This window comes from Bacillus cereus group sp. BfR-BA-01524 (assembly GCF_022662595.1).
GTDB lineage: Bacteria > Bacillota > Bacilli > Bacillales > Bacillaceae_G > Bacillus_A > Bacillus_A thuringiensis_S.
Map to the genome: position 1 here is coordinate 24712 of NZ_JAKUDW010000040.1, position 23695 is coordinate 48406.

The following is a 23695-nucleotide window of genomic DNA, read 5'->3' on the forward strand; positions in this document are numbered from 1 at the left end:
TGGAGATACATGTATATTGAATGAAGGTAGCACTTTGCTACCTTTTTTCGTTGAATATTTTTAACGCGTAGGGACCTATTATTACCCGTGGTGGTAAGAGAGTTTGTGCTTTTCTTTATGATATAATACGAGAGGTGAGAATAGAAAAAGGAGTTTTCTTGTATGGAAGCGAAGAAGTATCAAGCCTTTTGGCGTGGGGCTATTATATTAACGATTGCAAGTTTTGTTACAAAGGTATTAAGCGCCTTTTACCGTATTCCATATCAAAATATAGCGGGGGATATTGGTTTTTATATTTACCAACAAATTTACCCGTTTTATGGATTTTGTTTAATTTTAGCTACTTATGGGTTTCCTGTTATCATTTCAAAAATGGTTGCAGAACGACTAGAGCGGGGAAAACAAAAAGAAGCAGAAGAAATTATTTGTGTATCTTTTTGGTTTTTATTAGGAATTGGTTTTATAGGCTTCTTTACATTGTTTTTTGGGGCCGAAACAATTGCGATAGCTATGGGTGATATGCACTTAGATAAGTTACTACGTGTTATTTCATTTTCATTCTTATTGATGCCATTTTTGTCTGTAGCAAGAGGTTATTTTCAAGGGTTCAATAATATGATGCCAACGGCTGTTTCGCAAGTAATAGAACAAACAATTCGGGTTTCCATTATTGTATTTTTATCGCTATTCCTAATTGCTCACGGATTTGATTTATATACAGTTGGTGCAGGGGCTATGTTAGGCTCAATTGCGGGTGGACTTATTGGGATTATTGTACTTATGTTGTATATGCGTCGAGATTTTCGTTCCATATTTTTTAAAAGTGTAGCGAGAATTAAGGGTAAAAGGAGGATAATTAAAATCCTTTTTTGGCAGGGATTAGCGATTTGTGTTAGTAATTTAGTGCTTATTTTTATACAGATGGCTGATTCAATGTCCTTGTACACCTTACTTATTGGTGCGGGAGAACAGGCTGAAAGTGCAAAAGTATTAAAGGGTGTTTATGATAGAAGTATTCCGCTAATGCAATTAGGTACTGTTGTGACGACTTCTTTCTCGTTATCACTTATTCCAATTATTACAGCGGCGAAGGAAAGAGGAGATCTTCCCTTTATTCAAGAAAAGGTAAAGTTAGCGATGAAAATAACATTTGTTATTGGATTTGCAGCAGCTATTGGGCTAACTTGTATTATTCAACCTACGAATATTATGTTGTTTGAAAATAGTGATGGATCAGATGTTTTATCTATTTTATCTTTATCTATTTTATTTAGTTCATTGTCGATTACGACGGCTTCTATTTTACAAGGGCTGGGACAAACATTTAAGCCAGCATTATTTGTTGTATTTGGAGGTTGCTTAAAGTTAGCGTTAAACTATATATTCATGCCTTATTTTGGTGTGAAAGGGGCAGCTTTTGCGACTTTATGTGCGTTAATTATAATTTCTGGACTAAATAGTTTGTTGCTTATGAGAGCTGTATCAGGGTCACTTATTAATAAGCGAAATATGTTAGGGATAGTAATTAGTGGTATCTGTATGGGGTTTGTATTAATGATGTTCACGCGTGTGTTGCAGATGTCTGGATTAGTAATTGATACGGAACATAGAGCGAGTGCGACGATTGAATCTTTGTTAGGTGTAGCCATCGGCGGATTGACATATATGTTTTTTATTTTAAAATTACGTGTATTTACAAAAAAAGAATTAGGAACCGTTATGAAACAAGAGAAAAAAGAAGGTTCATTGAAGAAGAGTGGATAGAGGTGACAGGTTGTGAGTGGAATCATTACTATTTTAGGTTTAGGTGCTGGCGAATTAGATCAGCTAACGATGGGTGTATATCGAAAAATAAAAGAAGCAGACCATCTGTTTGTTAGAACGAAGGAACATCCAGTTATAGAAGAATTGGAGAAAGAAGGCATACAATATACGGCTTTTGATGCTGTATATGAAGCACATGATACGTTTGAAATTGTATATGAAACAATTGCGAATAAATTGCTAGAGCAAGCTGAGGATACAGACGTTATCTATGCTGTTCCGGGGCATCCACTTGTAGCAGAAAGAACAGTTCAGCTACTGTTGGAAAAAGGTAAAGTTTCAAATATTGAAGTGCGAATTGAGGGTGGGCAAAGTTTCCTTGATCCTATGTTTGCAAGCCTAAAAATTGATCCGATTGAAGGATTCCAATTACTTGACGCTACATCATTTGAAAGAGGGCAATTAGAATTACGTCAACATTTAATCTTTTGCCAAGTATATGATGCATTCGTTGCATCTGATGTGAAATTAACATTAATGGAGATGTTGCCAGATGATTATGAAGTGTATATCGTAACAGCTGCAGGAACTTCATTTGAACAAGTAAAGAAGGTACCGTTGTACATGCTGGATCATGAAACGGAATTGAATAATTTAACGAGTGTGTATGTGCCGCCAGTTCAGGAGCGTGCGTCCTTGTATCAACAGTTTGATGTCCTTAGAGAAATTATTGCAGACCTTCGTGGTCCAAATGGTTGTCCGTGGGATAAAAAGCAAACACATCAATCATTAAAGAAATATTTAATTGAGGAAGCTTATGAAGTGTTGGAAGCAATTGATGAAGAGGATGATGATCACTTAGTAGAAGAATTAGGTGATATATTATTACAAGTTATGCTTCATGCTCAAATCGGAGAAGATGAAGGTTGGTTCTCTATAGATGATATCATTCGAACTCTATCTGAGAAAATGGTTCGTCGCCATCCGCATGTATTTGGAAATACGGATGTAAGCAATGCTGATGAAGTGATCGCAAATTGGGAAGAAATTAAAAAACAAGAAAAAGGATTTGTGAAAGAATCTGTTTTAAATGGCGTTCCAAAAAGTTTGCCGCAGTTACTACGCGCCTATGAAATTCAGAAGAAAGCTGGTAAGGTTGGATTTGATTGGGTTGATGTGCAACCGATGATAGAAAAAGCTTTGGAAGAATGGCAAGAGTTCCAACAAGAAGTTACAAACATGGATGAGGAAAAGATGCTAGGTGAATTTGGTGATTTACTATTTGCATTTGTTAATATAGCCCGTCATTACAAAATAGATCCAGAAGAGGCGTTGCGTTCAACTAATGAGAAATTTACTGATCGTTTTTTATACATGGAGGCAAAAGTAGCTGAAATGAATAAAGAGATGAAAGATTTATCATTAGAACAGTTAGATGTTTTATGGGAAGAAGCGAAACAAACAGAGCGTTAATAGGGGGATTTAATATGCGTCTAGATAAGTTTTTAAAAGTGTCACGCTTAATAAAAAGAAGAACATTAGCGAAAGAAGTAGCTGATCAAGGAAGAATATCTATTAATGGTCAAGTGGCAAAAGCGAGTTCTGATGTGAAAGTAGCTGATGAATTAACAATTCGTTTTGGTCAAAAAATAGTGACTGTAAAAATAAATGAATTGAAAGAAACAACTAAAAAAGAAGATGCTGCAAATATGTATAGCTTAGTTCGCGAAGAAAAAGTAAAAGCGGAAGAAGGCTTGTTCTAAAATCGTGTATCCCCTCATACATTACTATTAGCTAGTAAAAACCTATGGGGGGATTTACGTGAATAATGGTTACTCACCTACGTCTTCTAATCAACAAAATGTTTCTGTAGAGCATGATATTATTATGCGTGGCAGGCGTGTAATTGATATTACTGGTGTGAAGCAAGTGGAGAGTTTTGATAGCGAGGAGTTTTTACTCGAAACCGTAATGGGTTTTTTAACGATTCGTGGTCAAAATTTACAAATGAAAAATTTAGATGTGGAAAAAGGCATTGTGTCGATTAAAGGGAAAGTTCATGAGATGCTGTATATTGATGAAAATCAAGGAGAAAAAACTAAAGGTTTCTTTAGTAAGTTGTTTAAATGAGCTTAACAATTCAGTTGTATACAATGCTTTCAATGATTGGAATGGGTGCTTGGATTGGAGCATCTTTAGATACATATCAACGGTTTTTAAAGCGTCAAGAGCGTAAACGTTGGCTTGTATTTATACATGATATATTATTTTGGATTGTCCAAGCATTATTCGTCTTTTATGTATTGCTTCTCGTAAATGAAGCTGAACTACGTATATATGTGTTTTTGGCATTATTATGTGGTTTTGCGGCATATCAAAGCTTACTGAAAGCACTATACATGAAGCTGTTAAATTTTCTCATCTATATTTTTATGCAAACAACATATTTTTTTGTTCGAATTATACAGCTACTCATGATAAAACCTGTTATTATTATAGCGCAGCTATTTATTGCATTTATATTATTCTTATTTCGTATACTGCTTTCAATTGGACATGTGTTATGGAAAATGGTGATTTGGATATTACTTTTCATATGGAAAGTTTTTTTCTGGCCTGTTCGATTTATTGCTTCGCTCATATGGAAACTTCTCCCTAATCGTGTTAAACTTTTTATAGTGAAACATATAGGGTTCCTGCAATATATAGCAAAATTGAAGGGGCATATCTTCCAACTATGGGAGCGTATAAAAAAGAAGTTAGGGGGACCTCGGAAATGAGGGAACTGAGACAAAGAACAATCGAAAAGCAGAGTCCAAATCCTGTTAAAGAGCATATAATACAAACGGATGAGAACAGGAAGCGACTTTATCGCCGTTTAGCGGTTTTTCTTGTCTTTACTTTTACAATTATTGCGAGCATTAGTGTAACGTTTTATCAACAAAACAGTTCCATTAAAGCAAAAGAAGCAAAAGTTAAGGACATGAAAAAAGAACTGGATTCATTAACGAATAAAGAAAAAAGTCTAAAAGACGAAGTTCAAAAGTTAAATGATGAAGAGTATGTATTAAAGATTGCTAGAAGGGATTATTTCTTCTCTGGTAAAGGGGAGATAATTTTTCCTGTTTCTAAGTAGAGTATGTCTTATTGACACTATATTTTAGGATTATATATAATAAAGTAAAATTTGACTTTTTAACCACTAAGGAGGAGCATTTTTTTTATGTCAATCGAGGTAGGCAGCAAGTTACAGGGTAAAGTAACAGGTATTACAAATTTTGGGGCTTTTGTGGAGCTGCCAGAAGGCTTAACTGGTCTTGTTCATATTAGTGAAGTTGCTGATAACTATGTAAAAGATATTAACGATCACTTAAAAGTGGGCGACCAAGTAGAAGTAAAAGTTATTAATGTTGAAAAAGATGGAAAGATTGGTTTATCTATCAAAAAAGCGAAAGAACGTGAAAAAACAGAAGGAGATCGTCCACGCGGTGAATACCAACGCGGTGGTGATCAACAACGTTCTGGACGTCCACAACGTAATAATCGCTCTTTCAACAGAGATAATCGCGGTGGCGGTAACGACCGAGCTCCAAAAGAAACATTTGAGCAAAAGATGGCACGCTTTTTAAAGGATAGCGAAGATCGCTTAACTTCTTTAAAGCGTAACACAGAGTCTAAACGTGGTGGCCGTGGCGCACGTCGCGGATAATAAGGCCGTTTAGTTTTTAACATATAGAGAGGTACCCAGAGTGATGGCTCAGGGTGCTTTTTTATATGTTAAAATATATTTTTAAATTTTTTTTGAGATGTGTTGACTTTAAATAGTATCTGATGTAAGATACTAATTGTCCGTTAAATAAGACGACATGGCGGTGTAGCTCAGCTGGCTAGAGCGTACGGTTCATACCCGTGAGGTCGGGGGTTCGATCCCCTCCGCCGCTATATTTAATTTAACGGCCCGTTGGTCAAGTGGTTAAGACACCGCCCTTTCACGGCGGTAACACGGGTTCGAATCCCGTACGGGTCATCTAAAAAGATCATGCAAATTTGCATGATCTTTTTTTGTTGAATAAATTAAGATATACAACACTTCTACAAAATCACCCTATATTTTCTGAATATTTAATTAAAAAACCAAAAATAACTTACATACTGTGTATATCTGTAGAGTTATTTCGAATAAAAAGTCGAACGATTATAAAAGTGAAAACTGTTGTTTTGACAAAAATCCCAACAATCATCTTTTATAATGACAGTAATTAAACTATGCAGGTGGTGTTAAAAATATGCCTAAAGCAGGAAGGAATACTATGAATACAAGTGCATTGGCAATGAATGAGAGTCAGCTTGGAGGAATAAAGTGGACGAGTAAGTTGCGAATGAAATTTGAGCAAGTTTTCTTTAGATGGGGATTTATTATTGTTGTTATTGGTTTTCTTTTGGGACGAGCATATATATTAACAAATATTTTACCTTTTGCACTTCCGTTTTTTGCTGCTGTTTATGTTATGAAGCGGGATAAGATGCCGTTAGCATTTTTAGCTCTAATGGGAGGAGCTCTTTCAGTCTCGATAGATAATTTGTTTTTTACTTTTGCATCTATCTTTACTTTCTTCATTTATAATATCTTCTTTAGTAGATTTACACGTAAAACCGTTGGACTTGTTCCATTTCAAGTATTTATCTCCGCATTAACCGCACACTTAGTTGTTGTATACTTTGCACAACAAACTGTCACCATGTACGATTTACTCGTTAGTACCATTGAGGCTGGGCTTAGTTTCGTATTAACTATGATATTTTTACAAAGTGTCCCGCTTTTAGTGGAAAGGAAAGGAAAACAACAGGCATTAGAGACGGAAGAAATTGTTTGTTTGATTATATTACTAGCATCTGTTTTAACGGGTACAACAGATTGGTTTGTATATGATGCTTCTATTCAACATATTTTTACAAGGTATTTAGTACTAGTATTTGCATTTATTGCGGGTGCTGCTACAGGATCTACAGTGGGGGTCGTAACAGGATTGATATTAAGTTTAGCAAATGTGTCTAGTTTGTCTCAGCTTAGCCTTCTCGCTTTTTCTGGATTGCTTGGTGGGTTGTTAAAAGAAGGGAAGCGTTTAGGTGTTAGTTTAGGGTTATTAATAGGGACAAGCTTAATTACATTATATGTAGACAAGCAGACGAATATTGTAACAACTTTAATTGAGTCAGGTGTAGCGATTGCGATCTTCTTATTAACACCAAAGCTTGTTTTGGATCGTATTGCTAAATTTATGCCAGGTACACAAGAGCATTCGCAAGATCAACAACAATATTTAAGAAGGATGCGTGATGTTACAGCAAACAAAATCAATCAATTTGCAAATGTATTTGCTGCTTTATCTAATAGCTTTTCTGTATATGGGTATGTAGAGGAAGAAGATAAAGAGACAGAAGCAGATTTGTTTTTGAGTACAATTACTGCGAAAACATGTCAAACATGCTTTAAAAAGGATCAATGCTGGGTAGTGAATTTCGATAAAACGTACGATTATATGAAACAAATAATGAGTGAAACGGAAGAAGGAACCCTGCAACATAATCGTAAATTAGTTCGTGAGTGGGACAAGCATTGTGTGAGAGGGAAAAAAGTGACAGATTTAGTAGCGGGTGAATTAGATCATTTCTATGAGGGACAAAAATTACGAAAACAAATGAAGGAGAATCGTAGAATAGTTGCGGAGCAACTATTAGGTGTATCAAAGGTTATGGAGGATTTTGCTAAGGAGATACAACGAGAGCGTGAAAATCATCAAGTGCAGGAAGAGCAGATTATGCAAGCGTTCCGTGATTTTGGTGTCGAAGTAGAGCATGTTGATATTTATTGTTTAGATAGAGGAAGTATTGATATTGAAATGTTGATTCCAGTTGCATCTAATGAACATGGTGAATGTGAAAAGTTAGTTGCACCGATGCTTTCGGATATCCTTAAAGAAAATATTGTCGTTAAACATGAAGAAAAGTCTTCTTATCCGAATGGCCACAGTTTAATATCATTTGGTTCGGCGAAGACGTACTCTCTTGATACAGGATTGGCTACAGCTGCAAAAGGTGGTGGATTTGTTTCGGGTGACTCTTATGCGATGATGGATTTAAGTGTTGGTAAATATGCACTTGCGATTAGTGATGGTATGGGAAATGGGCAAAGAGCTCATATGGAAAGTAAGGAAACGGTGAAATTATTACAAAAAATACTCCAATCGGGTATTGATGAAGAAATAGCAATTAAGTCTATCAATTCAATTCTTTCTTTGAGAACGACGGAAGAGATGTTTACGACATTAGATTTAGCTATGGTAGATTTGCGAGATGCGAGTGCAAGGTTTTTAAAGATTGGATCAACACCGAGTTTTGTCAAACGCGCGAATAATATTTTGAAAATTGAAGCAAGTAACTTGCCGATGGGAATCATCGAGGATGTTGAAGTTGATGTGGTGGGTGAACAATTAAAAACGGGCGATATCCTTATTATGATGAGCGATGGGATTTTTGAGGGAGCACAGCATGTAGAGAATCATGAATTGTGGATGAAACGGAAAATTAAAGAATTGCAAACCGAAGACCCGCAAGAAATTGCTGATATCATTATGGAAGAAGTGATTCGCTCTTGTGATGGTTATATAAATGATGATATGACTATTGTAGTGGCAAAAGTGAAGAAAAATATGCCGAAGTGGGCTACGATTCCGATTGTAGGAATGCAGGCGCAGTAAAATGTAAGTGGAATGTTTATCTATAATTTGATTTTAAAAACCTAGGTGAATACCTAGGTTTTTTTGTGGGAAAAGGTAATGTTATTAATTTTGTGAATACACACGGAGGATGTAAAATAAAAATGTAATTTTTGTATATCTTTTTTTTGCACAATGTTTGTAAAAGTTGTACCATTATAAACAAGGTGACTAACGTTGCTGTTCTTGTTTAATGAAAGGTGATTGCGAAGTTGAAAGATACATTTGTTGAAAAAGTAGATGACTTTGTAAAGCAGCATGATGTATTAAAGAATGATTCAACGATTGTTGTGGGAGTTTCTGGTGGTCCTGACTCGTTAGCCCTTTTATATTATTTATTAGAAAAAAGAGCGGAAAAACAGTTGAAAATTGTAGTGGCTCATGTGGATCATATGTTTAGAGGTGAGGAATCTCATGAGGATTTACAGTTTGTGCAGGGCCTTTGTGAAGAACTAGGAATTATTTGTGAAACGATAAGGATTAATGTATCACAATATCAACAGCAATACGGGATGAATGCGCAGGTTGCTGCTAGAGAATGCAGATATGCATTTTTGGAAAGAATAATGAAGAAATATGATGCAAGATATGTTGCACTTGGACATCATGGAGATGATCAAGTAGAGACAATTTTAATGCGTCTTGTAAGAGGGAGTACTCCGAAAGGATATGCAGGAATTGCAGTGAAGCGTCCTTTTCATAATGGGTATTTAATTAGGCCGTTACTTGGGGTAACGAAGGAAGAAATTGTTGATTACTGTAATAAGCTAAATTTAATTCCGCGTATAGATCCGAGTAATAAAAAGGAATTATATACAAGGAATCGATTACGTAAATATGTCCTTCCTCACTTAAAAGAAGAAAATCCACAAATGCATGAGAAATTCCAAAAATTTAGCGTGCAAATGCAAGAGGATGAGGCTTATTTGCAGGAATTAGCTTTTGAGAAAATGAATAAAGTAATTACAAAAAAAAGTGATAAACAAATTAGCTTATCAATTCCTGCCTTTGAATCCATGTCTATGCCTTTACAAAGAAGAGGGATTCAACTAATATTAAACTATCTTTATGAATATAAGATTCCATCTTCTCTTTCTTCTATACATATTGACAAGGTGATTGAGTTTTTTAAGCGGACACAACCTTCAGGTTCACTTGATTTTCCAGGTGATTTGAAAATTGTTCGCACATACGAGGAGTGTAGCTTTAGATTTAAACAAGAAATTGCCTCTCCTTTTTTACAAGATTTATCAGTACCCGGGATCATTACAATATTGAACGGGGACGAATTTGTAACAGAGGTGAGCGAAGATATACCAAGTAACATGAATGAAACAGTATTTGTTGCTAAGTATAATGATATATCATATCCACTTCGTATTCGTTCTAGAGAAAATGGAGATCGCATGTCAATACAAGGTATGGATGGCACGAAAAAGATAAAAACTATTTTTATCGAAGCGAAAGTACCGAAAGAAAAAAGGGAAGAATGGCCGGTCGTTTGTGACGCAAGTGGGAACATTATTTGGGTACCCTTGTTGAAGCGATCTGCATTTGCAATTTCGAAAGAGATGGCAAAGAAGGATAAATATATGATTATTCACTACAAAAGCAAGGAGTCTTCCGGGAGGATAATGAAATGATGAATCAAGATATCGAAAAAGTATTAATTTCTGAAGAACAAATACAAGAAAAGGTGCGCGAACTAGGTGCAGTTATTGCAGAGGATTATAAAAACACAGTGCCTCTTGCAATTGGTGTATTAAAAGGCGCAATGCCATTCATGGCAGATTTATTAAAGAGAACAGATACATATCTTGAAATGGATTTTATGGCTGTATCTAGTTATGGTCACTCTACAGTTTCAACAGGCGAAGTGAAAATTTTAAAAGATCTTGATACTTCTGTAGAAGGTCGCGATATTTTAATCGTCGAAGATATTATTGATAGTGGTCTTACACTAAGCTACTTAGTAGACTTATTCAAATATCGTAAAGCGAAGTCTGTAAAAATTGTTACATTATTAGATAAGCCAACAGGCCGTAAGGTTGATCTGAAAGCGGATTATGTTGGATTTACTGTTCCACATGAATTTGTAGTAGGATATGGATTAGATTATAAAGAGCAGTACCGTAATCTTCCTTATGTAGGCGTATTAAAACCAAGCGTTTACTCAAATTAATTAAATACAGGCTTTACAATTGTATAGGAAAGTTTTTCTATGTTACGATTTACTATAGTGTTTATGCCGTGAGAGGAGGTTAGGAATGAATCGTATCTTCCGTAATACCATCTTTTATTTACTGATATTCTTAGTAGTAATTGGAATCGTGAGCTATTTTAATGGTTCGACACAAAAAACGACATCAGTTAGCTACGACAAATTCATTACTAAACTAGAAAGCGGTGAAGTGCGTAATGTGCAACTTCAACCGAAAAATGGTGTATTTGAGGTAAAAGGACAATTCAATAACTCTAGCCAAGGAGAACAATTTGTTACTTATGCACCAAATACTGAGGAATTACAAAAGAAAATCAATGATAAAGCGAAAGGTGCCGAAGTTAAGTATCAACCAGCAGAAGAAACAAGTGCTTGGGTAACATTCTTTACTTCAATCATTCCGTTTGTCATCATCTTCATTTTATTCTTCTTCTTATTAAACCAAGCTCAAGGCGGCGGTAGCCGTGTTATGAACTTCGGGAAAAGTAAGGCGAAGTTATATAATGATGAAAAGAAAAAAGTTCGTTTCAGAGATGTTGCTGGGGCGGATGAAGAGAAACAAGAACTTGTTGAGGTAGTTGAATTCTTAAAAGACCCTCGTAAGTTTTCTGAAGTTGGTGCCCGTATTCCGAAGGGTGTCCTATTAGTTGGACCTCCAGGTACAGGTAAAACTTTATTAGCACGTGCTGTTGCAGGTGAGGCTGGCGTTCCATTCTTCTCTATCAGTGGTTCTGACTTTGTAGAGATGTTTGTCGGTGTCGGTGCGTCACGCGTACGTGATTTATTTGAAAATGCAAAGAAAAATGCTCCTTGTATCATTTTCATTGATGAAATTGATGCAGTAGGTCGTCAACGTGGCGCAGGTCTTGGTGGTGGTCATGATGAGCGTGAGCAAACATTGAACCAGTTACTTGTTGAAATGGATGGATTCGGTGCAAACGAAGGTATTATTATCATTGCTGCGACAAACCGTCCAGATATTCTTGACCCAGCGTTATTACGTCCAGGTCGTTTTGACCGTCAAATTACAGTAGATCGTCCAGATGTAAATGGTCGTGAAGCTGTACTGAAAGTACATGCGCGTAATAAACCGCTTGATGAGCATATTAATTTAAGAGCAATTGCGACTCGTACACCAGGATTCTCTGGTGCGGATCTTGAAAACTTATTAAACGAAGCTGCTTTAGTAGCTGCACGTCGAGATAAGAAGAAAATTGATATGAGTGATATCGATGAAGCAACGGATCGTGTTATCGCAGGTCCAGCTAAGAAAAGTCGTGTTATCTCTGAAAAAGAACGTAATATCGTTGCTTTCCATGAAGCGGGCCATACTGTAATTGGTGTTGTTCTTGATGAAGCTGATGTCGTTCATAAAGTAACAATTGTCCCTCGTGGTCAAGCTGGTGGATATGCGGTAATGCTTCCGAAGGAAGATCGTTACTTCATGACAAAGCCAGAGTTACTTGATAAAATCACTGGTTTACTTGGTGGTCGAGTAGCTGAGGAGATTGTATTTGGTGAAGCAAGTACAGGTGCTCACAACGACTTCCAACGTGCGACTGGTATTGCAAGACGTATGGTTACGGAATTCGGTATGAGTGATAAGCTTGGACCGATGCAATTTGGTAGCTCACAAGGTGGTCAAGTATTCTTAGGAAGAGACTTCCATTCAGAACAAAACTACAGTGATGCAATCGCACATGAAATTGATGTGGAAATGCAAACAATTATTAAAGACTGTTATGCTCGTGCAAAACAAATTCTTACTGAAAAACGAGATAAGCTTGATATTATCGCGAAAACGTTACTTGAAGTAGAAACATTAGATGCAGAGCAAATTAATCATTTATATGATTATGGCAGATTACCTGAGCGTCCAACATCTTCAGATGATGTGAAAGTAAACATCAATATGAAGAAAGACGATGAAGATAAAGAAGATAAAGAAGATAAGTAAGAAATGAAGGAGTGACTATTGTCACTCCTTTTTTGTTTGTTAAGATTTTTATTAATTATTATTGAGAGTTTAGTGGATAAAGTAATTTAAGTAAAACTGGTATTAAAAATTGAAATAGAGAGCAATCTTTTTGTAAAATGATGAGGATAGGAAAGCTGATTATATAGGTATGTGTGATATGATGTTTTTATAAGTTTTATACATACTACACAAATATAGATTAAATAAGATAAGTGGTGAGAATATGATTTTTGTATTGGATGTAGGGAACACAAATGCTGTACTAGGCGTGTTTGAAGAGGGGGAACTTCGTCAGCATTGGCGCATGGAAACAGATCGTCATAAGACAGAAGATGAATATGGAATGCTTGTAAAACAGTTACTTGATCATGAGGGTCTTTCGTTTGAAGATGTGAAAGGTATTATTGTGTCTTCGGTCGTACCACCAATTATGTTCGCTTTAGAACGTATGTGTGAAAAATATTTTAAAATTAAACCGCTTGTAGTAGGGCCTGGAATAAAAACGGGGCTAAATATTAAATATGAAAATCCGCGTGAAGTAGGCGCAGACCGAATTGTAAATGCAGTAGCAGGAATCCACTTGTATGGAAGTCCGCTTATTATTGTTGATTTTGGTACGGCTACTACATATTGTTATATTAACGAAGAAAAGCATTATATGGGTGGAGTTATTACGCCAGGAATTATGATTTCAGCAGAGGCTTTATATAGTAGGGCGGCAAAACTTCCTCGTATTGAAATTACAAAACCGAGCAGTGTTGTTGGGAAGAATACAGTAAGTGCGATGCAATCAGGTATTCTTTATGGTTATGTAGGACAAGTGGAAGGTATTGTTAAGCGTATGAAAGAGGAAGCTAAACAAGAACCGAGAGTTATTGCAACAGGTGGATTGGCGAAATTAATTTCAGAAGAATCGAATGTAATTGATATTGTAGATCCATTTTTAACGTTAAAAGGCTTATATATGTTATATGAGCGTAATGCAAATTTACAGCATGAGAAAGGTGAATAAATACGTATGAAAGATTATTTAGTAAAAGCGTTAGCGTTTGATGGAGAAGTACGTGCGTATAGTGTACGTACAACAAATACAGTAAGTGAGGCACAAAGACGTCATGATACATGGAGGACAGCTTCGGCGGCACTTGGTCGTTCTTTAACTGCAGGTACAATGATGGGTGCGATGTTAAAAGGTGATCAAAAGTTAACGATCAAGGTAGAAGGTAATGGACCGATTGGCCCTATCTTAGTGGATGCTCATGCAAATGGAGATGTACGTGGCTATGTAACGAATCCACATGTTGATTTTGAAGGAACGGAACAAGGGAAATTACGTGTATATCAAGCGGTAGGTACAGAAGGGTTTGTAACAGTAATTAAAGATATTGGTATGCGTGAGCCGTTTATCGGTCAATCTCCAATCGTTTCGGGAGAACTAGGGGAAGATTTCACGTATTATTTCGCAGTTTCTGAGCAGACGCCTTCTTCTGTTGGTGTGGGTGTCCTTGTAAATGGAGATGACAGCGTATTAGCGGCGGGTGGATTTATCCTTCAAATTATGCCGGGCGCACAGGAAGAAACAATTTCATTTATTGAAGATCGTTTGCAAAAAATCCCGCCTGTATCAACATTGATCGAACAAGGTCTTTCTCCAGAAGAGCTACTATACGCAGTTCTTGGAGAAGATAAAGTAAAAGTATTGGAAACAATGGATGTTCAATTTAATTGTACTTGCTCACGTGAACGTATCGAGAGTGTGTTAATTAGTTTAGGTAAAACAGAGTTAGAGCAAATTCGTGAAGAAGAAGAAGAGACAGAAGTTCATTGTCATTTCTGTAATGAACGATACAAGTTCTCTAAAGAAGATATTACAAATTTAATTGAGAATTTGTAATACGGGGATTAACCCTCCAAAGAGATTGACAAACAGGGAATTTTCTGACAAAATCTAAATATAGATAAAACCAATAAAAATACTCGGTGTTAGGAGTGACAGGAATGCGAGTGGCACAATCAGTTTCAGAATTAATCGGGAAAACGCCGATCGTTAAGTTGAACCGCATCGTAGAATCAGATAGCGCAGATATATACTTAAAACTAGAGTTTATGAATCCGGGGAGCAGCGTTAAAGATCGTATTGCACTAGCTATGATTGAAGATGCTGAAAAAAAGGGATTGTTAAAAGAGGGCGATACAATCATTGAGCCAACAAGTGGTAACACAGGAATTGGTTTAGCGATGGTAGCGGCTGCTAAAGGATATAATGCAATTTTAGTAATGCCAGAAACAATGAGTATTGAGCGTCGTAATTTATTGCGTGCTTACGGTGCTGAATTAGTATTGACTCCAGGTCCTGAAGGAATGGGTGGAGCAATTCGTAAAGCAACTGAATTAGCAAAAGAGCATGGTTACTTTATACCGCAACAGTTCCAAAATCAATCAAATCCACAAATTCATCGTTTAACAACAGGTCCAGAAATTGTTGAACAAATGGGTGATCAATTAGATGCGTTTATTGCAGGTATTGGTACAGGTGGAACGATTACTGGTGCTGGTGAAGTGCTGAAGGAAGCATATGAAGGTATTAAAATTTATGCAGTAGAACCTGCAGATTCGCCAGTATTATCTGGTGGGAAACCGGGTCCGCATAAAATCCAAGGAATTGGGGCGGGATTTGTTCCAGAGACATTGGATGTAGAAGTATATGATGAAATTATTCAAGTGAAAACAGAGCAAGCATTTGAATATGCGAGAAGAGTGGCTAAAGAGGAAGGTATTTTAGTTGGTATCTCTTCAGGCGCAGTTATTTATGCAGCAACAGAAATTGCGAAAAAGTTAGGTAAAGGGAAAAAGGTACTTGTTATTATCCCAAGTAACGGCGAACGTTATTTAAGTACACCACTTTATCAATTTGAATCATAATTAAACGCGATTGAAAAAGCATCCTTGAAAAAGGATGCTTTTTCTTTTTGGATTGGAAATAGGAAAAGAGTGAATGACTAGAAAACTTCATGTAAAATAAGAGGTAGTATAATTAATTTATTTTCACTAGCCTTCGAGTATAATCAATCTCTATATAAATAACTTATGTAGTTTGAGCTGGTTCATCTAAGAGGGTGGGATAAAAGAAGACGGGGTGTTGATATGCAACGAAGAAAATCTTTAGCGCTTTCTATTCCATATCAGTTAGATTTCTTTAAGCAATATAAATTTCTTTCTCAGGGTAAATCACAACATATTTTGTTAGAAAGCGGCCGTGGCGGTCGTTATAACATTGTAGGGCTGAACCCGGTAGCGGTAATCCGAGGGAAGGATGAAACGTTACATATAAGTGAAAGTGGTAAGGAAACAATAAAACGAGGGAATCCATTAGATTTAATGCAAGAATATATGGAGCAATGGAAAACAGACTATAATCCAGAGTATCCGCCTTTTCAAGGTGGTGCAATTGGCTATTTCAGTTATGACTGTATCCGTTATATTGAAAAGCTGCCTTCTCTTGCGGAAGATGATATTAATATACCTGACATCTTCTTTTTATTATTTGACGACGTATTTGTCTATGATCAAAAAGAACAAGTGTTATGGATTATTACGCATTATGTAGATAAATATGAAGAGGCGAAAGAACGGTTAAATGAGTGGAAGAGTCTTTGGGCGACAGAAGCGCCTGAAGTGACCGTGCCTTTTGAAAGTCCTGAAAAGAAAAGTGAAGCAGTTGCTTTTACTGAAGCAAGCTTTATGAAGGCAGTTGAATGTATTCAAGAATATATTGGTGCTGGTGATGTGTTCCAAGTAAACTTGTCGACGAGACAAGAAAGAACGTTACAAACACACCCACTAGAAATTTATACAAGTCTTCGTGAAATTAATCCATCGCCATATATGGGTTACTTGGAGCTTGGAGATTTTCAAATTGTTAGTGGATCGCCAGAGTTGTTAATTAAGAAACAGGGAACCGAAGTAAGTACAAGACCAATTGCTGGAACAAGATCTAGAGGCGCGGATGAGCAAGAGGATGAAGAATTAGCAAGAGAATTAATTGAGAACGAAAAAGAAAGAGCAGAGCATGTAATGCTTGTAGATTTAGAACGAAATGATTTAGGGCGCGTTTGTAAATATGGCACTGTAGAAGTCGATGAATTTATGGTAATTGAAAAGTATTCACATGTTATGCATATCGTTTCCAATGTGCGTGGTGAGGTGGAAGAAGATAAGGATGCTTTCGATTTAGTGAAAGCTGTATTCCCTGGTGGAACAATTACTGGTGCCCCGAAAATCCGTACGATGGAAATAATTGAGGAATTAGAACCTGTCCGTAGAGGGATTTATACAGGTTCAATCGGTTGGATTGGTTATTCTGGGGATACAGAATTGAATATTGTAATTAGAACACTTCTTGCTAAAGATGGAAAAGCTCATGTACAAGCGGGAGCGGGAATTGTAATTGATTCAAATCCGGAAAATGAATATAAAGAGTCGTTAAAAAAGGCGATTGCTTTATGGCGTGCAAAAGAACGTAGCGAAGAAACGGTTAGGTGAGAGAAATGATATTAATGATTGATAATTATGATTCCTTTACATTTAATTTAGTGCAGTTTCTTGGAGAACTTGGACAAGAGCTTGTTGTTAAGCGTAATGATGAAGTGAGTATTGCAGATATTGAGAATATGAAACCAGATTTTCTAATGATTTCGCCAGGTCCATGTAGTCCTAATGAAGCGGGGATTAGTATGGAAGTTATTAAATACTTTGCTGGGGAGATTCCGATTTTTGGAGTTTGTCTTGGGCATCAATCGATTGCGCAAGTATTTGGTGGAGAAGTTGTTCGTGCAGAGCGATTAATGCATGGAAAAACGTCGCTTATGCATCATGATGGGAAAACGATTTTCTTAGATGTTCCTAATCCATTTACTGCAACGCGTTATCATTCCCTGATTGTTAAGAAAGAGTCATTGCCAGATTGTTTAGAGGTAACATCTTGGACAGAGGAAGGGGAAATTATGGCGATTCGTCATAAGACACTGCCGATAGAGGGTGTACAATTCCATCCGGAATCTATTATGACTTCTCATGGGAAAGAGTTGTTGCAGAATTTCATTTGTAAATACAGTCCAAGTGCGACATTATGTTAATTTACGTAAATGGCCAGTATGTAGAAGCAAGTGAAGCGAGAATTTCTCCTTATGACCATGGCTATTTATATGGGCTGGGGGTTTTTGAGACATTTCGTATTTATAATGGTCATCCTTTTTTGTTAGATGATCATTATAACCGTTTAATAGGTGCGCTAGATACATTGCAAATTAAATGGACAATGACAAAAGATGACGTGATGCTTATTTTGAAGAATCTACTCGCTAAGAATGAATTGGAACATGCGTATGTACGTTTTAATGTATCGGCGGGTGTAGATGAAATAGGATTGCAAACGGAAATGTATGAAGAGCCTTCGGTTATTGTTTTTATAAAACCTTTAACAGCTCCAGAAGATGTAGTAGAAAAAGAAGGGGTTATTTTAAAACAAGTGCGAAATACACCAGAAGGAGCATTTCGTCTGAAGTCTCATCATTATTTAAATAATATTTTAGGGAAGCGTGAAATTGGAAATGTTGTGAGCAGGGAAGGTATTTTCCTTACTGAAGCAGGTTATGTTGCAGAGGGTATTGTTTCGAATCTCTTTTTTGTGAAAGGTGATGTTTTATATACACCTTCTTTAGAAACAGGAATTTTAAATGGTATCACTCGTGCGTTTATTATAAAAAGTGCTGAAGAATTGAATATAGAAGTAAATGAAGGTTTCTTTACAAAAGATGAATTACTTTCAGCAGATGAAGTCTTTGTAACAAACTCAATTCAAGAAATTGTTCCGCTTTATCGTATAGAAGCGCAGGATTTCCCGGGGAAAGTGGGAGTGGTTACAAAAAGTTTAATGTATCTTTATGGAATGCAGAGAGAGAAATTGTGGAGCAGAAATGAATTACGAAGAGGAGATGTGTAGTTTGAAGTGGGATTATGATTTACGCTGCGGCGAATATACATTGAATTTAAATGAAAAGACATTAATTATGGGGATTTTAAATGTAACACCAGATTCGTTTTCTGATGGTGGGAGTTACAACGAGGTAGATGCTGCGGTACGTCACGCAAAAGAAATGCAAGGTGAAGGTGCTCATATTATTGATATTGGTGGCGAATCTACTCGCCCGGGTTTTGCTAAAGTATCAGTAGAAGAAGAAATAAAGCGAGTTGTCCCGATGATTCAAGCAGTTTCAAAAGAGGTGAAATTGCCTATATCTATCGATACATATAAAGCTGAAGTTGCAAAGCAAGCAATTGAGGCTGGTGCTCATATTATTAATGATATTTGGGGAGCGAAGGCGGAGCCGAAAATTGTTGAAGTCGCAGCCCATTATGATGTACCTATCATTTTAATGCATAACCGCGATAATATGAATTATCGTAATTTAATGGCGGATATGATTGCTGATTTGTATGACAGTATTAAAATTGCTAAAAATGCTGGTGTGCGAGATGAGAATATTATTTTAGATCCAGGTATCGGTTTTGCTAAAACACCGGAGCAAAACTTAGAGGCGATGCGTAATTTAGAACAGTTAAATGTGCTAGGTTACCCGGTTCTCTTAGGTACTTCGAGAAAGTCCTTTATTGGGCACGTATTAGATTTGCCAGTAGAGGAACGTCTTGAGGGAACGGGAGCTACTGTTTGTCTTGGTATTGAAAAGGGCTGTGAGTTTGTTCGTGTCCATGATGTGAAAGAAATGGCGCGTATGTCTAAGATGATGGATGCAATGATTGGTAAGGGGGTAAAGTAATTGGATAAAATTTATATCCATGATATGGAGTTTTACGGTTATCATGGTGTATTCCCAGAGGAAAATAAATTAGGGCAGAGATTTAAAGTTGATTTAACGGTGGAAATAGATTTAAAACGCGCGGGAGAAAGTGATGACTTAGAGCATTCGGTCAATTATGGAGAGCTTTTTGAATTATGTAGAATAGTTGTCGAGGATAGAAGGTATAAGCTTGTAGAGAGTATCGCTGAAAATATTGCCTCAGACATATTAAAGCAATATGGAAGTATTTCACGGTGTACAATTAAGGTAATTAAACCGGATCCGCCGATACCGGGCCATTATCGCGCTGTAGCAGTAGAAATTACGAGAGAACGTCCATGAATAATATAGCGTACATTGCATTAGGGTCAAATATTGGAGAGCGTTATACGTATTTAACTGAAGCAATTCAGTTTTTAAATAAAAGTCCGTATATTCAAGTTGATGATGTTTCGTCAGTGTATGAAACTGATCCAGTTGGCTATACTGACCAAAGTTGTTTTTTAAATTTAGTTATAAAAATTTCTACCAATTTATCACCGCAAGAATTATTGAAAGTAACACAAAAAGTAGAAAATGACCTAGGAAGAAAAAGGGAAATTAGGTGGGGGCCAAGGACTATCGACCTTGACATTTTACTTTATAATCAAGAAAATATTGAAGCAGAGAATCTTATTGTTCCGCATCCGCGGATGTTTGAAAGAGCTTTTGTTATCGTTCCGTTGTTAGAGATTAACCAAAATATAAAACAAAACATTTCACGTTCACAAGTAGAAGAAATGAAAAGGCGAGAGGGAGTAACGGTATGGAAGCAGAAAAATGGGGAAGACGCATTCGTGCTTTTCGAAAGCTAAAAGGCTACACGCAAGAAGGTTTTGCTAAAGAATTAGGGGTATCTGTATCTGTTTTAGGTGAAGTTGAGAGAGGGAATCGATCGCCTTCTCAAGATTTTGTAGTAGAAGTTGCTAAGGCGTTAAATGTTTCGATAGATGAATTAATGCCAAAGTGACTGTGCAGGAAGGAGTAGGTTGATTGTTAAAGATTGCAAATATTGAGATGAAAAATCCGGTTGTATTAGCACCGATGGCGGGAGTGTGTAACTCTGCATTCCGTTTAACAGTGAAAGAATTTGGTGCAGGTTTAGTTTGTGCTGAAATGGTAAGTGATAAGGCAATATTGCTTAATAACAAAAGAACATTAGATATGTTATATATCGATGAGAGAGAAAAACCATTAAGTTTACAAATTTTCGGTGGAGAGAAAGAAACTCTTGTAGATGCTGCGAAATACGTAGATAAATATACGACAGCAGACATTATTGATATTAATATGGGTTGCCCAGTACCGAAAATTGTTAAATGTGATGCGGGGGCAAGGTGGCTTTTAGACCCAAATAAAATATATGAAATGGTAGCTGCGGTTGTAGATGCTGTTGAAAAGCCGGTTACGGTTAAAATGCGTATCGGTTGGGATGAAGAACATATTTTCGCAATAGAAAATGCTAGAGCTGTTGAGCGTGCTGGTGGACAAGCTGTGGCGGTTCACGGACGTACGCGAGTGCAAATGTATGAAGGAAAAGCGGATTGGGATATCATTAAACAAGTAAAGCAAGCTGTAAATATCCCAGTTATCGGAAATGGTGATGTCGAAACACCGCAAGATGCGAAGCGTATGATTGATGAGATTGGTGTAGATGGTGTTATGATTGGCCGTGCGGCTCTTGGGGATCCATGGATGATTTATCGAACGGTAAAGTATTTAGAGACAGGTGAATTAATGCCGGAACCAACAGTGCGTGAGAAAATTGATGTATGTATGTTACATCTAGATCGCCTTATCGATTTAAAGAACGAAAATGTTGCTGTAAGAGAGATGAGAAAGCATGCAGCTTGGTATTTAAAAGGTGTTCGTGGTAATGCAAGTGTGCGTAATGGCATCAATACTTGCAACACACGTGAAGACCTTGCGAATGTATTAGGTGCATTTGTAGAAGAAGTAGAGGTGAAACAACAAACAATTTACGTTGGTTAATAGGGGGACGGAGAAGATTGACATTCTTCTACACACTTCCTATAATTACGTGAAAGAAAGAAGAACTGCCAGTTAGTTGCTGGCAGTTTTTCTAGTTGAGTAGAAAATGCTATACTGTATATATTGTAAAAATTAATAGAGCTGGAGTGATATCAATATCATGGATAACATGAACCACGAAGAATTAAACGACCAATTGCTTGTTCGTCGTGAAAAGCTACATAATTTACGTGAGCAAGGAATCGATCCGTTCGGTAAAAGATTTGAACGCACAAATTCAACAACCGACTTAGTAAGTCTATATGGAGAATTCTCTAAAGAAGAATTAGAAGAGAAAGGAATCACTGTTTCTATCGCTGGTCGTATTATGACAAAACGCGGTAAAGGAAAAGCTGGATTCGCGCACATTCAAGATTTACATGGACAAGTTCAAATTTACGTTCGCAAAGATACTGTTGGAGATGAAGAGTACGAGTTATTTACGACAGCAGATTTAGGTGACTTAGTAGGTATTGAAGGTAAAGTGTTCAAAACAAACGTTGGAGAACTTTCAGTAAAAGCAACAGGATTTACGCTTTTAACGAAATCTCTTCGTCCATTACCGGATAAATATCATGGATTAAAAGATGTTGAACAACGATACCGTCAACGTTACTTAGACTTAATTACAAGTATGGAAAGTCGTGAAACATTTGTTACTCGTAGTAAAATCATTCGTGAAATGAGAAGATATTTAGATGACAACGGTTATCTTGAAGTAGAAACGCCTATGATGCACGCGATTGCAGGTGGAGCGTCTGCTCGTCCTTTCACTACGCATCATAATGCGTTAGATATGGAATTATATATGCGTATCGCAATTGAACTTCATTTAAAACGTCTTATTGTGGGCGGATTAGAAAAAGTTTATGAGATCGGCCGTGTATTCCGTAATGAGGGTGTATCAACTCGTCATAACCCTGAGTTTACGATGATTGAATTATATGAAGCGTACGCTGATTATAATGATATTATGAAACTAACAGAAAATATGGTTGCTCATATTGCCAAAAAAGTATTGGGTACAACAACAATCCAATATGGTGATTATGAAATTAATCTAGAACCAGAATGGACACGTCTTCATATGGTAGATGCGATTAAGCAACACTCTGGAGCGGATTTCTGGAATCCAATGAGTGTAGAAGAAGCGCGTGAGCTTGCAAAAGAACATAATGTAGAAATTAAAGATACAATGGAAGTTGGTCATATTATAAATGAATTCTTCGAACAAAAAGTAGAAGATAAATTAATCCAACCAACATTTATTTACGGTCATCCGGTAGAAATTTCGCCACTTGCGAAAAAGAATGACGAAGATCCACGATTCACAGATCGTTTCGAATTATTTATCGTTGCACGTGAACATGCAAATGCATTCACTGAGTTAAATGATCCAATCGATCAAAAAGAACGTTTTGAAGCGCAATTAAAAGAGCGCGAACAAGGTAATGACGAAGCTCATATGATGGATGACGATTATATTGAAGCTCTTGAGTACGGTATGCCTCCTACGGGTGGATTAGGAATTGGTATTGATCGTCTAGTTATGTTATTAACAAATGCACCATCTATTCGTGATGTATTATTATTCCCTGCTATGCGCCATAAACAAGACTAAGCTTTGGAGATTTCTCCAAAGCTTTTTTTATTTGAGTATGAGTTGCGTGGGTATAATAGATCTTGATGGTGCGAGAAATTATATTTATATAGAAGAAATGTGCTGTTTTTATACTTTTTTACTAAGTTAAAAATTTTATTAGAAAAACTATTGCATTTTAATAATTAAACTGGTATATTTATATCCGTTGCCACGAAAGGTAACAAGCAAAACAAACGAAAAACAACTTATTGAAAAAAGTTGTTGACGAAAATATAACAAAATGTTATATTGATAAAGTCGCTTATGGGCGACAACGTAGTTCTTTGAAAACTGAACGAAACAAACAACGTGAAACGTCAATTTTTATTTTTAGATGCTAGACAAACTAACTTTATTGGAGAGTTTGATCCTGGCTCAGGATGAACG

The 23695-nt window shown here is 36.6% G+C and carries 23 protein-coding genes and 2 tRNA genes; all 25 read left to right on the forward strand.

Annotated features, from left to right (window positions below):
• The first annotated feature begins 162 nt into the window (after positions 1-162).
• Positions 163-1764 carry a putative polysaccharide biosynthesis protein gene (locus MR170_RS16005; RefSeq protein WP_242308625.1) on the forward strand — a complete coding sequence of 534 codons (1602 nt, stop codon included), beginning with the start codon at positions 163-165 and terminating at the stop codon, positions 1762-1764.
• A 12-nt stretch (positions 1765-1776) separates the two neighbouring features.
• Entirely contained in the window at positions 1777-3237 is a 1461-nt protein-coding gene (yabN, locus tag MR170_RS16010; protein ID WP_242308626.1) for a bifunctional methyltransferase/pyrophosphohydrolase YabN, read from the forward strand.
• A gap of 14 nt (positions 3238-3251) precedes the next feature.
• Complete coding sequence (locus tag MR170_RS16015) at positions 3252-3527, forward strand: RNA-binding S4 domain-containing protein (RefSeq protein ID WP_001234876.1); 276 nt, start codon at positions 3252-3254, stop codon at positions 3525-3527.
• Between the two features lie 58 nt (positions 3528-3585).
• The gene (gene yabP / locus MR170_RS16020; RefSeq protein ID WP_001059105.1) at positions 3586-3894 is read left to right on the forward strand and encodes a sporulation protein YabP; all 309 of its coding nucleotides are present in this window, start codon (positions 3586-3588) and stop codon (positions 3892-3894) included.
• Positions 3891-4544, forward strand: coding sequence for a spore cortex biosynthesis protein YabQ (gene yabQ / locus MR170_RS16025; RefSeq protein ID WP_000059773.1), 654 nt, complete (start codon positions 3891-3893; stop codon positions 4542-4544). The genes yabP and yabQ overlap by 4 nt, the downstream gene beginning before the upstream one ends.
• The gene (divIC, locus tag MR170_RS16030) at positions 4541-4900 is read left to right on the forward strand and encodes a cell division protein DivIC (RefSeq protein ID WP_001208739.1); all 360 of its coding nucleotides are present in this window, start codon (positions 4541-4543) and stop codon (positions 4898-4900) included. Before yabQ ends, divIC begins: the two co-directional genes overlap by 4 nt.
• Before the next feature lie 87 nt (positions 4901-4987).
• The gene (locus MR170_RS16035) at positions 4988-5473 is read left to right on the forward strand and encodes a S1 domain-containing RNA-binding protein (RefSeq protein WP_000021451.1); all 486 of its coding nucleotides are present in this window, start codon (positions 4988-4990) and stop codon (positions 5471-5473) included.
• Between the two features lie 159 nt (positions 5474-5632).
• Positions 5633-5706 (forward strand) — tRNA-Met (locus tag MR170_RS16040).
• Positions 5707-5719: 13 nt separating this feature from the next.
• A tRNA-Glu gene (locus tag MR170_RS16045) sits at positions 5720-5791 on the forward strand.
• A 259-nt stretch (positions 5792-6050) separates the two neighbouring features.
• Positions 6051-8522 (forward strand): stage II sporulation protein E, encoded by a 2472-nt coding sequence (spoIIE, locus tag MR170_RS16050; RefSeq protein ID WP_001123551.1) that lies wholly within the window; start codon positions 6051-6053, stop codon positions 8520-8522.
• Between the two features lie 230 nt (positions 8523-8752).
• Positions 8753-10183: a tRNA lysidine(34) synthetase TilS gene (gene tilS, locus MR170_RS16055; RefSeq protein WP_242308627.1), complete on the forward strand. Its 1431-nt coding sequence runs from the start codon at positions 8753-8755 to the stop codon at positions 10181-10183.
• Positions 10180-10722 (forward strand): hypoxanthine phosphoribosyltransferase, encoded by a 543-nt coding sequence (hpt, locus tag MR170_RS16060; RefSeq protein WP_000981846.1) that lies wholly within the window; start codon positions 10180-10182, stop codon positions 10720-10722. The genes tilS and hpt overlap by 4 nt, the downstream gene beginning before the upstream one ends.
• A gap of 85 nt (positions 10723-10807) precedes the next feature.
• Positions 10808-12718, forward strand: coding sequence for an ATP-dependent zinc metalloprotease FtsH (gene ftsH / locus MR170_RS16065; RefSeq protein ID WP_016079510.1), 1911 nt, complete (start codon positions 10808-10810; stop codon positions 12716-12718).
• A 244-nt stretch (positions 12719-12962) separates the two neighbouring features.
• On the forward strand, positions 12963-13751 hold the full coding sequence (locus tag MR170_RS16070; protein WP_016079509.1) for a type III pantothenate kinase: 789 nt from the start codon (positions 12963-12965) through the stop codon (positions 13749-13751).
• A 6-nt stretch (positions 13752-13757) separates the two neighbouring features.
• Positions 13758-14633 carry a redox-regulated molecular chaperone HslO gene (gene hslO / locus MR170_RS16075; protein WP_000656367.1) on the forward strand — a complete coding sequence of 292 codons (876 nt, stop codon included), beginning with the start codon at positions 13758-13760 and terminating at the stop codon, positions 14631-14633.
• Positions 14634-14737: 104 nt separating this feature from the next.
• On the forward strand, positions 14738-15661 hold the full coding sequence (gene cysK, locus MR170_RS16080; protein WP_016079507.1) for a cysteine synthase A: 924 nt from the start codon (positions 14738-14740) through the stop codon (positions 15659-15661).
• Positions 15662-15883: 222 nt separating this feature from the next.
• Positions 15884-17281, forward strand: coding sequence for an aminodeoxychorismate synthase component I (gene pabB / locus MR170_RS16085; RefSeq protein WP_016079506.1), 1398 nt, complete (start codon positions 15884-15886; stop codon positions 17279-17281).
• 5 nt (positions 17282-17286) lie between these two features.
• Complete coding sequence (gene pabA / locus MR170_RS16090; protein WP_242308628.1) at positions 17287-17874, forward strand: aminodeoxychorismate/anthranilate synthase component II; 588 nt, start codon at positions 17287-17289, stop codon at positions 17872-17874.
• Positions 17868-18740: an aminodeoxychorismate lyase gene (gene pabC / locus MR170_RS16095; RefSeq protein ID WP_043935433.1), complete on the forward strand. Its 873-nt coding sequence runs from the start codon at positions 17868-17870 to the stop codon at positions 18738-18740. Before pabA ends, pabC begins: the two co-directional genes overlap by 7 nt.
• Entirely contained in the window at positions 18715-19575 is an 861-nt protein-coding gene (gene folP, locus MR170_RS16100; RefSeq protein ID WP_242308629.1) for a dihydropteroate synthase, read from the forward strand. Before pabC ends, folP begins: the two co-directional genes overlap by 26 nt.
• Complete coding sequence (gene folB, locus MR170_RS16105; protein WP_016079502.1) at positions 19576-19938, forward strand: dihydroneopterin aldolase; 363 nt, start codon at positions 19576-19578, stop codon at positions 19936-19938.
• Positions 19935-20450, forward strand: a complete 516-nt coding sequence (gene folK / locus MR170_RS16110) for a 2-amino-4-hydroxy-6-hydroxymethyldihydropteridine diphosphokinase (RefSeq protein WP_016079501.1) — start codon at positions 19935-19937, stop codon at positions 20448-20450. The genes folB and folK overlap by 4 nt, the downstream gene beginning before the upstream one ends.
• Complete coding sequence (locus MR170_RS16115) at positions 20402-20605, forward strand: helix-turn-helix domain-containing protein (protein ID WP_000387030.1); 204 nt, start codon at positions 20402-20404, stop codon at positions 20603-20605. Before folK ends, MR170_RS16115 begins: the two co-directional genes overlap by 49 nt.
• A 23-nt stretch (positions 20606-20628) precedes the next feature.
• Positions 20629-21627, forward strand: coding sequence for a tRNA dihydrouridine synthase DusB (gene dusB / locus MR170_RS16120; RefSeq protein WP_242308630.1), 999 nt, complete (start codon positions 20629-20631; stop codon positions 21625-21627).
• A gap of 160 nt (positions 21628-21787) precedes the next feature.
• Entirely contained in the window at positions 21788-23287 is a 1500-nt protein-coding gene (gene lysS / locus MR170_RS16125; RefSeq protein ID WP_016079499.1) for a lysine--tRNA ligase, read from the forward strand.
• The last annotated feature ends 408 nt before the right edge of the window (positions 23288-23695 follow it).